Origin of the sequence: Bacillus cereus group sp. BfR-BA-01523 (genome assembly GCF_022662615.1) — a bacterium.
Taxonomy (GTDB): Bacteria; Bacillota; Bacilli; order Bacillales; family Bacillaceae_G; genus Bacillus_A; species Bacillus_A mycoides.
This window is the reverse complement of record NZ_JAKUDX010000002.1, coordinates 437,558-450,158: the sequence shown is the minus strand read 5'-3', so window position 1 is coordinate 450,158 and position 12,601 is coordinate 437,558. Positions and strand designations below refer to the sequence as shown.

Below are 12,601 nucleotides of genomic sequence, written 5' to 3'. Positions count from 1 at the left end.
CTTTTATTCTTCTCTTGATGCAATGGTTTGCGCAATCGCATCTCCATGGAATCTACCGTTCTCGATAAATATTTCATTTGCGTTATTCCCCGCAGCAATTACACCTGCAATAAAAATATTTTCAGCGTTTGTTTCCATACTACCCTCTATATAAATCGGGCGCCCTGTTTCTTCATCAATCCGAACTCCCATTTTTGTTAAGAAGCTGTGGTCTGGATGGTAACCCGTCATAGCAAATACAAAATCGTTTTGAATTGTATTTGCCTCACCATCTACTGTATACGTCAACGTATGCTCAGTAATTTCTTTTACATGCGCATGGAAATGCATTTGAATTGTCCCATTTCGTACTAACGCCTCAAATTCCGGCAAAATCCACGGCTTAATACTTGGCGAGTATTCCCCACCACGGTATAGAACTGTTACACGTGCACCCGATTTAACAAGCTCTAACGCTGCATCTATACTTGAATTTTTACCACCTATTACAACGACATCTCGATCAAAATAAGGGTGTCCTTCTTTGAAATAATGAGCTACTTTCTCAAGTTTCTCACCAGGTACATTCATATAATTCGGATTATCATAATATCCAGTTGCGACAACAATGTATCTCGCAACATATATTTCTTTGTTTCCGTCACGCTTCGTCGTTTCAACTTTAAAAACATCACCATCTTTTTGAACTTGTTCCACTCGTTCAAATGCATTTACACGTATAGATTTACGCTTTACTACTTCACGATAATACGCAAGCGCCTGATTACGAAATGGCTTACGATTTTCTGTAATAAAAGCAACTTCACCAATTTCTAATTTTTCACTAGAGGAGAAAAATGTTTGATGAGTTGGATAATTATAAATTGCATTTACAATGTTTCCTTTTTCGATTACTAACGGATTTAACCCCACTTTTTGCAACGAAATCGCCGCTGCTAATCCGCATGGACCGCCTCCGATAATAATAACTGTTTCTTTTTGCATACTTAGTTCACTCCTAGTCTTCTACCTCTGCTCTATTTATATAAACAAGAAAAAACCTACTTACAGCAGTAGGCATCTATCTTTATTGTATTCATTTTTCATATATTTGTCATCTAAACGAAACATACATCCGATAGACATCTGCTAAAAACTGCTGAAATTTAATTCCTTGTTGCCCTAATACATTCTCAGGATCGATTTTCCGAGTAGGATCCAACGTTTTGTGTGACACAATAGCCTTTTTAGGATTTAAACCGAAATTTTGACATAAATAAGCGTGATACCACGTAAAACGAGTATAGGCCTCCCAAAAGTTTACGTCGCCACCATAGCAAAGTTCAACCCCAATTGCAGCCTTATTCGCATCATAACCGAATAACTCATTATCCGTTGGCACATTGTATCGAACATGGTACGCAACTTCATTTATAGGGACAATTTCTAATATTGTTTTATCATCAATAAATGTATGCGCTGAAGCTTTCGGTTGTATTTCATTAAAGTAATCCCGATTTCCTATCGCATTGCTACCAGGGTTCCCCGTGTCATGACTTACAATAAATCTTACTTTTGAAAGAGGAATTCCTGGTCGTGAATTTCCATACCCAATATAGTTACGCTCTATAGGGAACATCGCCATTACTACCAACTCCCGCTCTAAAAAATTACCTTACTTCCTTATATATGTATTCGGTGGCAATGTCCTTATGGCATATTTCTTATGCGAAGAGAACATCGAAAATATTTGATGTGAATACCATAAATAATACAATACTTACAGCCACTCCGTAAAAACCGTAAAACCAAATACAATCTTCTTTCGTATCTAAACCGAAAAATTTATTTACCGATTGTAATAATGTGCCACGCTTGCTTTGTTTGTTTCGTAATACTTCCACTCGTTCTACAACATCTGCTGGCATCATAAATCTTTGGTCTACTGTCATTTTCATCATTTATCTCTCCTTAAAATCATTTCCGTTTTGCTTATCTAAGGAAAGTATAGCACGTTTGTTCGTGTAGAACAAGCGTTCTTTTTTATTTTTTATTCTATTTTTCACCAAACCAAGTAATAATTGTGAATATAAACGCGATAATTGGTCCAACTACAACTGCACCAAATATTAAAAACAATAATCCTTCGCCGAACACCCGAACGACACTTGTTTTTCGGGCTCTCTTAGCTCTTGCAAGTTCCCCCTCTAACACCTTAACCTTTTCTTCTAATTGGTCTACTCGTTCCATTATTTCATTCCCCATATACAACATCTCATTTAATACTTCAACAAAAAAACGCGATTCCCTCGAAAGGAAATCACGTTTTCTCAAAACATTATATATTATACCCAACCTCTGAAGCGACTAGCCTCAGCCATTTTACGAACACCAATCATGTATGCAGCTAAGCGCATGTTCACTTTACGAACTTGTGATGTTTCATAAATTGAATCGAATGATTTTACCATTACTTTTTCTAAACGTTGTTCTACTTCTTCTTCAGTCCAGTAGTAACCTTGGTTATTTTGTACCCACTCAAAGTAAGATACCGTAACGCCACCAGCACTTGCTAATACGTCTGGAACAAGTAAGATACCACGATCTGTTAAGATTTTTGTTGCTTCTAATGTAGTTGGACCATTTGCAGCTTCAACCACAATTTTCGCTTTAATCTTATCAGCATTTTCTTCTGTAATTTGGTTCTCAATTGCAGCAGGAACTAAAATGTCGCAATCAAGTTCTAACAGTTCTGTATTTGAAATTGTATTATTAAATAGTTTTGTTACAGTACCAAAGCTATCGCGACGATCTAGTAAGTAGTCAATATCTAATCCATTCGGATCATGTAATGCACCGTAAGCATCTGAAATTGCAATTACTTTCGCGCCTGCATCATGCATAAATTTAGCTAAGAAGCTACCCGCATTACCAAATCCTTGAACAACAACGCGTGCACCTTTAATATCAATGTCACGTTTTTTCGCAGCTTCACGAATACAAATTGTTACACCTTTTGCAGTCGCTGTTTCACGTCCGTGTGATCCACCTAATACAAGTGGTTTACCTGTAATAAATCCTGGTGAATTAAATTCATCGATACGGCTATACTCATCCATCATCCATGCCATAATTTGTGAGTTTGTAAATACATCTGGAGCCGGAATATCTTTTGTCGGACCAACAATTTGGCTAATTGCTCGTACATAACCGCGGCTTAATCTTTCTAATTCACGGAAAGACATCTCACGTGGGTCACAAATGATTCCACCTTTACCTCCACCATATGGTAAATCAACAATACCACATTTTAAACTCATCCAAATAGAAAGTGCTTTCACTTCATTTTCTGTTACGTTTGGATGGAAGCGAATTCCACCTTTCGTTGGACCAACAGCATCATTATGTTGTGCACGATATCCTGTAAATATTTTAACAGTCCCGTCATCCATACGAACTGGAATTTTCACTGTCATCATACGAATTGGTTCTTTCAATAATTCATATACTTCGTTTGGATAACCCAATTTTTCTAATGCTTCATTAATTACAATTTGTGTTGAATTTAACAATTCAAAATGTTGTTCCCCTTGTTGTTGTGTTTTCGTTTGAGTTCCCTTTTCGGCTACCATAGTAAGTAAACCCCCTGTAATTTCACTTGTTTAGTAAACCTTCATTGCCTAGTATACACCGTTAAATTTGGAATGCAATAGAAAACGCTAACAAATATATACAAACTATTTTGTATTGCAAGCGTTTTCACTATTATTATAGTCCTTTTATTGCTTTTAGAAAAGTAAAATACTTAAATATTTAAATATTTTTTATTTTCATCAAAATACATTCGATAAAACTATTATTTCATCAAGAAATACTGATTACATTTTAACATACAGATCGGCTAGTCTTGTTACCTACACTTCGTTTTATAGATTTTAGATTTTCAGCTGAATAAAAATAAAACCTCAAGCTACGTTACATTAGCTGAGGTTTTGTTTTTTCACAAAGTAATTGTATATTTGTTCAATCGCTTGAGAATCCATTAATTCTTTACCATATTCCATTACTCGGTAAATTGTTGCTGTTGACGGATTACCGTACTCCGCTAAAATAGCTATAAAATCCGCCTTCAATAATTGAAATTGCTCTTCTTCTTCTATCCAAAGATAAAAACGATCATCCCACGTATACAACTTCCCATCAGTTACACCAAGGTTATATAAGCGATTTGACAAATTGATTACATCATCTAATGTAGCAAACTCGTAAAGTATATGTTCACTTTCATCAAGAGTCACTTGCATTTCAATAAACTCGTCACGGAACTCATCTTCTGTGTCCACTTCGTGATTTTCTTTTGTTACAATTACAACCATACCTTGAGCTTGTAGAGAAAATACTTCAACAGCAATCGGTCCATCCGCTTCAAACCCTAATTCTGTATTTGCTTCTTGCATCATATCACGGAATAGTTGCTGTACTTTCGGTGCATTTCTCCACAAATCTTCTTTCGTTAATCCTCGTTCAGATAAATCATCAAATGTTAGGAAAATTTTAATCTTATTATAATTTAAACGTTCCAGTCTCATCTCATACCCTCCCTACGTAACCATTGCATCTAATTTTTATTATATGAAATAGAAAATAGATGGTTCTTTTCGAACGACTATTCCGGCATCTTTAACCATCCATCCCATTCTTCTTTCGTGTTACCAATTAGGATATTTTGAAGATTTAATTGATCTCCAATGCCTTTTCTTCCTATAAAACCACCAGAGATGTTTTCATTTTTTTCTTGCAACAAGTCAATAAACTCTACTGCCTCTTCAAGTTCTTGTTCATCATCAAAAGATATAAACAAATATTTAGGTTGTAATTGTTCAATAGCTAGTAAAATACCTTCTTCATCTAAACTTGTCCCCATATACATTGTTTGATATCCTTTTAGTCGTAAATACGTCGCGAAAATAAATCCTTTTAATATATTATTTTCTAAAACGAAAACTTTGTTAACGGAAGAATACACCGACGCATTATGATAGATCATTCCTAAACGTGTTTGTAAGAATGATACAACATATTTGAATTGCGACATTGTAATCTCATTATTACTTTTTAAAGTTAACAACTTGTTTGCCACTTGAAGAATGATGCTTGCAACAACCTTTTCCGTTGAATATATACTAAAAACCTCGTTTAATAATGCAGAAATTGTAATTTCATCAAATTCTAACAAAGCTTGTAGTATATCGTCCACTAAAACAACTTCTGTATCAGTAATTTTTTCTTTTTGAACGTTGTTCTGCAACCGATTCCCTTCTAATAACTGAACTGCTTGTCCAATCATCATCCCCTCAGAAACTTTGTTCATTAACCATTTCAAAATATGAATATGCTCTTCTGTATATAAACGATGCCCCGCACGATTTCTCTTTGGGGCAATAATATGATAGCGTCTTTCCCATGCGCGAAGTGTACTCGGTTGAATTCCGAGTATATTTGAGACAGCTTTTATATTATATTTTCCATTTGAATTCGGCATTATTTCCCTCCGCATAACGTAATGATATGTGTTTGGGAAGGTGCCCGAAAACGAAGAGGGAACAATGTTGTTCCATACCCATTACTAACAAAGAGAGTCGTATTAGAATGCTTATATACGCCACCCTTTAAATACTTTTCAGATGGAAACAACCGAATCTGGCCTCCATGTGTATGTCCACTTAATACGAGCGAAATTTGTTCATTACCAGACATTTTCTTTATTATATCTGGGTTGTGACTAATTAAAATGCGAAAACCTTCTTCTTTACAATCAGACAACGCTAAATCTAAACGATCTCGTTCTAATCCAACATCATCGATACCGAGTAAGCAAATTTTCTCTCCTAATTCAGACTCAAATACAACTCTTGTATTATCTAATACCTTCACATTATTTTCTATTAATAAAGCATCTAATTCGTGATACTCAATTTCATAGTCATTATTTCCCCATACAAAATATACAGGGGCTATTTCTCTTAACTTTTGAATATTTAAAGCGATTTGCGATAAAGGTACTCCTTTTTCAGCTAAATCACCGCCAATAATTACGATATCTGCTTTTCCTTTCACTCGTTCAATTAGCGAGCTAGAAATGATCCTTCTATGAATATCCGAAATAAAAAAAACTTTAACTTTTTGAAAACTTTCCGGAAATTCTTCGAATACTAAAGTATGTTCCAACACTGTATTACGCATCGCTTCTTTATACATTCCAAGAAGACATACAAAACCAATGCTTATGAGAGTACATAATAATATAATCCATGACATATATTTTTTACTCTCCCTCCTCGTAAAGTATAGTCCTTAATTTTATGTGGAGCTATATATCACTCATTTAGCTAGCTCTCATACTTCGTGGACTTATCTTTTATAGGAATTTTCAATTCTTGTCCTACCTTCACTTCGTCTTCTTGTAAATCATTATACTTTTTTATTATTTCTATCCCATCTTCATCTGAGAAATATTGCTTCGCTATACTTTCTAAAGTTTCTCCATCTTTCACAACATGAGTTGCTACTTTCTCAGACTGCTTCTTTGATTCAGTCTTAGCGGAATCAAAGAAAATTACTTCAAACGCACTTTTCTCAGCATTATTACTATCACTTTTTACCTGTATATACTTATCCGTATACCATAGGATACTAATAGGTAACAATATGAACAAAAATGTTAACACTCGGACGAAAATGTGATTCATTTTAAACTTTGGTTTGTTCTCTTTATTTCTATGAATTTCACTACGCGGCGGTAAACTTTCATCTTCTTCCACTTGCTCAACTTCTAACTCCTCTTCAAAATCAGGAATTCGTTTTCTCATGTTGTTCACCACCACCTTCCATTTATTTTCTTAATTGGAGCCCCATTATAAAATCAACAAGAAAGTGTGCAAAGATTGTTATAAACAAATTTCCTGTCCACTCGAATACATAACCAAAAACAAAACTAATAAAGCAGACGAAACAAAACAAAAAAGGCTTCGTTATATACCGAATATGTAACACAGCAAAAATTAAACTCGCTATTACAATTCCGAAATGAGTCTGCACTACACCTCTAAATAAAAACTCTTCCGCAAAGCCAATAATAAACGTGATAACGAGTAAATGCATGACAGAAATCCCTTGAAACATTCTATCGTTAATGCCACCATCATCAAACCAAGATTCTGGAAACACTCGCATTGCAACATAATCTAATAACACAATACAAATCGCTAACAAGCTACCTATTAAAAGTATAGAAACCGGTTCCCATTTCCATAAACTATAAACTTCTCTTTTATCTTGAAATAATATATATGCTAGTAAACAACCGATACCAATAATGATTAGTTGTGTTATGTAGAGATTCAGTCTTATTTCTCTCGGACTCATATCTTCAACATTATGCCTTTGAATGTTCATCATTCCTCCATCTTTCTTAGGCCGAAAAGCTTTTGTAACTCTGTTTCCCAATTATAGTCGAAAACTAACTGTTGCGCTCGTCTTTTTTTATAATCCGTTTTTGTAATACCACAGTAATCACAACAGTTTTCTATCTCTTTTTCTTTTCTATAACCGAATTGTTGTAATAAATATTCACGTCTACATCCTTGAACTTGTATCCATGACTTCATATTTTCTAGCTCACTATATTTATTACGCATTCTCACTTCCACTTCCGCTATTAATCTGTGCATTATTTCATCTGACAAGCTCTCTAACATGAGATTTCGCTGTTGTATGATTCCAAGATGTTCGAGATGATAACGTGTAAAGCGCCAATACTGTTCATTAAATCTTGCTGCATTATAACAAATTTCTTCTACATCTTCTAATGGTAATACTTTCGTTTGAAACATTCTTTCTTGTAGTAACGAAAATAAAAATTGTATTTGCGATTTACTTGGTAATTCATCTTCAATGATTGAAATTGGCAAATCGTGATCCAATGGACTACATAATAAAATGGCTATACTCAATTCTCCATCTCTTCCCGCTCTTCCAATTTCTTGTAAATATGAAGCTACATTTGTCGGATATTGAAAATGAATAATATATCTTGTATTCGCCTTATTTACCCCCATCCCAAAAGCACTTGTACATATTACAATTTGCAACTGGTCATTCATAAACTGTTGTTGAATTAACATACGCTCTTCATGTTCCATACCACCATGATAAAAAGCTACACCTGTAATTCCTTTTCCTCTTAAATACTCGGTTAAACGCTCTGTCCAGGCCCTACTTGAACAATAAACAATACCAGGCCCTTGCAAATACATTACATGCTCAAAAAGCGCCTCTTTTTTTCCTTCTATTGTTTCCACAAATTGCACTTCCATCGCAATATTTGGACGATCAATCGAGTACACATGCTCAGCAATATTTTTTAGATTTAAACTTTCCGCTATATCTCGCAGTACATCCTTTGTCGCAGTTGCTGTTAATGCTAATACTGTCGGAGATCCGATACTCTCAATTACTTTATCTAATTTTTTATAATCTGGCCGAAAATCATAGCCCCATTGTGAAATACAATGCGCTTCATCTACGACAAATAATGAAATATGAATTTTTTTCAATTCTCTTATTAGAAGTTCCGACTGCAACATCTCTGGTGATACGAAAACAAATTTATAAAAAGATAGCTTTTTCATTGCTTCTCTTTTTTCAATTAACGTCCGAAAACTATTCAATGCAATAACTCGATTTTTCACGACATACTTTAATTGCGTAACTTGGTCTTCCATTAAAGATAATAATGGTGATACAACAAGCACCGTACCCTCTTGCAGAAGCCCCGGAAGTTGATAACACATTGACTTTCCCCTTCCAGTCGGAAGCATTGCTACAACATCTTTTCCTTCCAATAAGTCCGTAATAACTCCTTTTTGCCCCGGACGAAATTCAGAATATCCAAACCACTTATATAAATATTCCTCAAGCTTCATTTATACCCTCCATCCGTGCCAATACAAGACGTACTTCAAAATAAGAGATTTCCTCTCCAACCGCTTGCTTCAACACACGCAATTTACGTGTTTGTAATGCTTCAATTACTTTTGTTACTTTTTCCATTTTTTCTTTTTCCATAAACATTTCAATAGAAAATTCTTTTTCTCTTAAAGCAATTTCTACAAAATGGTCTTCTATCGTGGCAACCTTCAAATTCCGAATTGTTGCTATTTCTTCTAAAGAGCGTCCTTGTCTCCAAAGATTATATGTTTTTTTCGTTGATAAACTAAATAAATCAGCTTTCTCATTTGGATAAGATATAATTTCAGCTAATAATGGAAACTCATTTTCTTTATTGCGAACTTCTTGAATAAGGAAATGGATTGTACCCCAAAATAAAAAATACACTCGAAATATATCTTGTTTCGTAATTTCCGCTAATTGTTGTAAAGTACACCCAATACGTTTATACCCAGTTAACCGATATATTACGATTGTCGCCTCTACTGGATTATTTTTTTGTAAAAGAGTATGCATTTCCTTCCATAATCTTTTAGCCAATTCACTTCTCATATACGGTATTCCAGTGAGAAAACGTTTCACCCACATCATTATTTCTGTATCCTGTTGAATTGGAATAAATTTCGTATTCGCCTGTTGTAAATTCGAAATAGTTTGAACGATCAATGATAACCTCTTCCAAAACGTTTCACCTATTTCACCATAGTGTAAACCATTTAAATATGTCGGAAAGGCAAAGTCACCTTCCCATTTGTTTAATTGCACGTTACCAGCCGTCGTTAACACATATGTATTATTATGTATACCTTGAACTAAATCCGTTTGTAACAACTTTGCAACTTCTTGATCATAATCAGCTCTATTTAATGACTTATAAATCCCAAACAAAAAAGAAATTTGAAACATATTCCCATCTTGTAATGTTTGCGACGATCTCTTTCCTTTTAATAAATAATAAATCGAAGAAACGGTTCTTTCACCATTCAATTGTTTTAAACAATATAATAAAGTATATTGTAGCTGCATTACCGCTTCCACCTCTCAGTCTAACTTCATTCCTTTTTCAATACGATTGCACATTAACTGCTATTCATTTAACTTATCATATTCACACTACATGCTTGTATATATTCTATTGTATCAAACGAAATAACATTTAAGTATTTTGAAAATCTTATGAAATAATTCAAAAATAAGTTGACACTCTAATTGATAAGCATTATCATTATAATTTTATGTTGAAAAGTTTTTAAAACCGTTTTACAATAAGATTATAATTTTTTGGCGAACTTTTCACATACATATTATCAGGAGGGAAAAAATATGGCAAAATATACAATCGTTGACAAAGATACTTGTATTGCATGCGGTGCTTGTGGTGCTGCTGCACCAGACATTTATGACTATGATGATGAAGGCATTGCATTTGTAACATTAGACGATAACCAAGGTATCGTTGAAATTCCAGATGTATTAATTGAAGATATGATGGATGCATTCGAAGGTTGTCCAACTGACTCAATTAAAGTTGCTGACGAATCATTTGATGGCGACTCTTTAAAATTCGAATAGTCTTTTATTAACTTCAAAAAATCCCCCTCATACTTATGAGGGGGATTTTTTGAACTCTTTTTCATTCTCACTAACAAAAAAACCATTAGCAGTTACGCTGCCAATGGTTTAATATTTTTAAGCATTTTTCATTTTTGCAAATACCCATACTTTCAAGCGTGAAAATAATGCTACAAATACAATTGTTACAACAATTCCTTTAATTACATTAAACGGTAATATCGCCGTTACAATAGTTTGTCGCATAATATCACTAGACATAGCTGGTGAATTTAAAAACCAAGTGTACGCTGGTAAAATAATAAAGTAGTTTAACACACTCATAATAACTGTCATAGTAATTGTACCTAGCATTAATCCTGTCGTTAAACTTTTTACTGTGCGATACTTTCGGAATAAGAATGCTGCTGGACCAATAAATAAACATCCCGCTATAAAGTTTGCTACTTCTCCTACTGGTACTCCCGTTAAACTTCCTTGAATTCCGTAATGCAAAATATTTTTTATCGCTTCTACAATTACACCTGCAATTGGACTAAAAATTATCGCCGCAATTAAAGCTGGCACATCACTAAAATCAATTTTTAAAAATGGCGGAAGCCCTGGGAATGGAAAATCCAACATCATTAGTAAATACGCAATACTACTTAGCATCGCTACACTCACCATCTGCACTACACTGTTTTTTTGTTTCATCTTTCTCTCTCCTTTTCCATCGATCTTCTCATGGAAAGTGGAAAGGTTCTGCTATGCCTATTTTTTCATAGAACGAAAAAACCCTTTGTGATTTACACAAAGGGAGAATTTTAAGGCACATCAAACAGACGTTCAAATACTTATCTTTTTTGAACGCTTGAACCTCCATCTTCTCCCATCCAGACTGTACTGTCGGCTTTGGAATCACACCAAATCCTGCCTTAACGGCTCGCGGGCTTAGAACGAAATTATTAAATGTTCATCACCGCCGGTCGGGATTTTCACCCTGCCCCGAAGATAGACCGATATTCTATTTTCCACTTCATTATACAACAACATGATCGTATTGTGAACAAAAAAAGTGTAACTTACTAAAAATAAGTTATTGATTTTATATAATTAAAGAAACAATCACTATATTTTACAATACAACCCATATTTTTTATAATTCGGTATTTCTCTTATGAATCCCCCTAGTCATATGTCGTCAAAAGTGATAAGATGTTGAATTGTTAAGATAAGAACATTTTCTGAGTTATGGAGGAAATGTCATGAAGAAAGATAAAAGACACTCTATTCGAGAAGCAATGAAAAAGAACTTAAGAAAAGAATACTTTTATTTGAAAAAAGAATTACTTTTCTACTGTCCAATTGATCTAGGCACATTCTCAAGAGAGACATACTACGCTACTTTTGACCAAGATGGCATAAGTATTTATCAGTATGATAAAAAAACAGAAAGTAAATTAAAATTGTGTGAGCGTCATCCATGGAAGAGTTGGAATAAGGTAAAAGTTGATCACTATTTAACAACTTCTCAATTTATTTTCCAAGGTGAGCGAAATTGGATTTTATCCCTTTTCCAAAAAGGAAAAGAAGCTCAAAAAATAATTGAAGAACATACATCTTTACAAACGGAAGTTGTTTCCCGTCCGTTTTCCAAGAAACTTCCTGGTTTCCGTTCTGATACACCATTGAATAAATACATCGGTTGCATTTGTTACACTGCACTTATTGCATTTTTATTAAAATGGATGATTCCATTTCAAGCACCACAAATCGCCCTGTATTCTCTTTCCATTGGCTTTATGCTTCTTGGTTTACTTTGTCTTACAATTGGTCTAATCGAACCAACTATCGTACTATTTCGGACAGAAGAAAAAACAAGAACAAAAGTCTTTTACTTATATAGCTACTTAGCTATTACTGGATTTATATGTGTCTTTATTTTTTGGTAAAAGAAGCCGTCCCAAAAGATCTTTTGGGACGGTTTTTCGTTAGGAATAGGTTGCTCTTACTGTCGCATTTTATTGTTAGTCGATATTTCTTGTAGAAATGTCGATAT

The 12,601-nt window shown here is 34.2% G+C and carries 15 protein-coding genes and 1 riboswitch; of the genes, 2 read left to right on the top strand and 13 right to left on the bottom strand.

The features are described 5' to 3' along the window. Positions 1-3: 3 nt before the first annotated feature. The 12 genes from MR066_RS06735 to MR066_RS06680 all read right to left on the bottom strand — a co-directional run bounded on the left by MR066_RS06735 (position 4) and on the right by MR066_RS06680 (position 10,014). Positions 4-984 (bottom strand): YpdA family putative bacillithiol disulfide reductase, encoded by a 981-nt coding sequence (locus MR066_RS06735; RefSeq protein WP_242246330.1) that lies wholly within the window; start codon positions 982-984, stop codon positions 4-6. Positions 985-1,093: 109 nt separating this feature from the next. Beyond that, entirely contained in the window at positions 1,094-1,624 is a 531-nt protein-coding gene (locus tag MR066_RS06730; protein WP_002011791.1) for a peptidoglycan recognition protein family protein, read from the bottom strand. A 79-nt stretch (positions 1,625-1,703) separates the two neighbouring features. Further along, complete coding sequence (locus tag MR066_RS06725) at positions 1,704-1,940, bottom strand: DUF3961 domain-containing protein (protein ID WP_002011789.1); 237 nt, start codon at positions 1,938-1,940, stop codon at positions 1,704-1,706. A gap of 94 nt (positions 1,941-2,034) precedes the next feature. After that, a complete protein-coding gene (locus tag MR066_RS06720) occupies positions 2,035-2,244 on the bottom strand; it encodes a hypothetical protein (RefSeq protein ID WP_002126403.1) in 210 nt (69 codons plus the stop codon). A gap of 80 nt (positions 2,245-2,324) precedes the next feature. After that, positions 2,325-3,611, bottom strand: a complete 1,287-nt coding sequence (gudB, locus tag MR066_RS06715) for an NAD-specific glutamate dehydrogenase (RefSeq protein ID WP_000225168.1) — start codon at positions 3,609-3,611, stop codon at positions 2,325-2,327. A 348-nt stretch (positions 3,612-3,959) separates the two neighbouring features. Beyond that, on the bottom strand, positions 3,960-4,568 hold the full coding sequence (locus tag MR066_RS06710) for a genetic competence negative regulator (RefSeq protein WP_002011786.1): 609 nt from the start codon (positions 4,566-4,568) through the stop codon (positions 3,960-3,962). A gap of 77 nt (positions 4,569-4,645) precedes the next feature. Continuing rightward, on the bottom strand, positions 4,646-5,521 hold the full coding sequence (locus MR066_RS06705; protein WP_242246328.1) for a MerR family transcriptional regulator: 876 nt from the start codon (positions 5,519-5,521) through the stop codon (positions 4,646-4,648). Next, complete coding sequence (locus tag MR066_RS06700; RefSeq protein ID WP_002141026.1) at positions 5,521-6,297, bottom strand: metallophosphoesterase; 777 nt, start codon at positions 6,295-6,297, stop codon at positions 5,521-5,523. Before MR066_RS06700 ends, MR066_RS06705 begins: the two co-directional genes overlap by 1 nt. A gap of 71 nt (positions 6,298-6,368) precedes the next feature. Continuing rightward, positions 6,369-6,848 (bottom strand): LysM peptidoglycan-binding domain-containing protein, encoded by a 480-nt coding sequence (locus tag MR066_RS06695; RefSeq protein WP_002030746.1) that lies wholly within the window; start codon positions 6,846-6,848, stop codon positions 6,369-6,371. A 22-nt stretch (positions 6,849-6,870) separates the two neighbouring features. Continuing rightward, positions 6,871-7,434, bottom strand: a complete 564-nt coding sequence (locus tag MR066_RS06690; RefSeq protein ID WP_002064506.1) for a CPBP family intramembrane glutamic endopeptidase — start codon at positions 7,432-7,434, stop codon at positions 6,871-6,873. Further along, positions 7,434-8,963, bottom strand: a complete 1,530-nt coding sequence (locus tag MR066_RS06685; protein ID WP_242246326.1) for a RecQ family ATP-dependent DNA helicase — start codon at positions 8,961-8,963, stop codon at positions 7,434-7,436. The genes MR066_RS06690 and MR066_RS06685 overlap by 1 nt, the downstream gene beginning before the upstream one ends. Continuing rightward, entirely contained in the window at positions 8,953-10,014 is a 1,062-nt protein-coding gene (locus tag MR066_RS06680) for a YpbB family protein (protein ID WP_242246317.1), read from the bottom strand. The genes MR066_RS06685 and MR066_RS06680 overlap by 11 nt, the downstream gene beginning before the upstream one ends. Before the next feature lie 297 nt (positions 10,015-10,311). Between MR066_RS06680 and MR066_RS06675 the strand changes: the two genes are divergently transcribed. Then, on the top strand, positions 10,312-10,560 hold the full coding sequence (locus MR066_RS06675; RefSeq protein ID WP_001151994.1) for a ferredoxin: 249 nt from the start codon (positions 10,312-10,314) through the stop codon (positions 10,558-10,560). Between the two features lie 117 nt (positions 10,561-10,677). Here the strand turns inward: MR066_RS06675 and MR066_RS06670 are convergent, their stop codons facing one another. Beyond that, on the bottom strand, positions 10,678-11,256 hold the full coding sequence (locus MR066_RS06670; protein ID WP_002011769.1) for an ECF transporter S component: 579 nt from the start codon (positions 11,254-11,256) through the stop codon (positions 10,678-10,680). Between the two features lie 163 nt (positions 11,257-11,419). After that, positions 11,420-11,559, bottom strand: a riboswitch (FMN riboswitch). A 248-nt stretch (positions 11,560-11,807) separates the two neighbouring features. Here MR066_RS06670 and MR066_RS06665 point away from each other — a divergent pair. After that, complete coding sequence (locus MR066_RS06665) at positions 11,808-12,494, top strand: hypothetical protein (protein WP_242246315.1); 687 nt, start codon at positions 11,808-11,810, stop codon at positions 12,492-12,494. The last annotated feature ends 107 nt before the right edge of the window (positions 12,495-12,601 follow it).

Excerpts from the sequence above, each read along its gene's own strand:
- MR066_RS06730 (WP_002011791.1), bottom strand. The coding sequence starts at position 1,624 with ATGGCGATGTTCCCTATAGAGCGTAACTATATTGGGTATGGAAATTCA.
- MR066_RS06670 (WP_002011769.1), bottom strand. The coding sequence starts at position 11,256 with ATGAAACAAAAAAACAGTGTAGTGCAGATGGTGAGTGTAGCGATGCTA.
- MR066_RS06735 (WP_242246330.1), bottom strand. The coding sequence starts at position 984 with ATGCAAAAAGAAACAGTTATTATTATCGGAGGCGGTCCATGCGGATTA.
- MR066_RS06675 (WP_001151994.1), top strand. The coding sequence starts at position 10,312 with ATGGCAAAATATACAATCGTTGACAAAGATACTTGTATTGCATGCGGT.
- MR066_RS06690 (WP_002064506.1), bottom strand. The coding sequence starts at position 7,434 with ATGAACATTCAAAGGCATAATGTTGAAGATATGAGTCCGAGAGAAATA.
- MR066_RS06665 (WP_242246315.1), top strand. The coding sequence starts at position 11,808 with ATGAAGAAAGATAAAAGACACTCTATTCGAGAAGCAATGAAAAAGAAC.
- MR066_RS06695 (WP_002030746.1), bottom strand. The coding sequence starts at position 6,848 with ATGAGAAAACGAATTCCTGATTTTGAAGAGGAGTTAGAAGTTGAGCAA.
- MR066_RS06720 (WP_002126403.1), bottom strand. The coding sequence starts at position 2,244 with ATGGGGAATGAAATAATGGAACGAGTAGACCAATTAGAAGAAAAGGTT.
- MR066_RS06700 (WP_002141026.1), bottom strand. The coding sequence starts at position 6,297 with ATGTCATGGATTATATTATTATGTACTCTCATAAGCATTGGTTTTGTA.
- MR066_RS06710 (WP_002011786.1), bottom strand. The coding sequence starts at position 4,568 with ATGAGACTGGAACGTTTAAATTATAATAAGATTAAAATTTTCCTAACA.
- MR066_RS06680 (WP_242246317.1), bottom strand. The coding sequence starts at position 10,014 with ATGCAGCTACAATATACTTTATTATATTGTTTAAAACAATTGAATGGT.
- MR066_RS06705 (WP_242246328.1), bottom strand. The coding sequence starts at position 5,521 with ATGCCGAATTCAAATGGAAAATATAATATAAAAGCTGTCTCAAATATA.
- gudB (WP_000225168.1), bottom strand. The coding sequence starts at position 3,611 with ATGGTAGCCGAAAAGGGAACTCAAACGAAAACACAACAACAAGGGGAA.
- MR066_RS06685 (WP_242246326.1), bottom strand. The coding sequence starts at position 8,963 with ATGAAGCTTGAGGAATATTTATATAAGTGGTTTGGATATTCTGAATTT.
- MR066_RS06725 (WP_002011789.1), bottom strand. The coding sequence starts at position 1,940 with ATGATGAAAATGACAGTAGACCAAAGATTTATGATGCCAGCAGATGTT.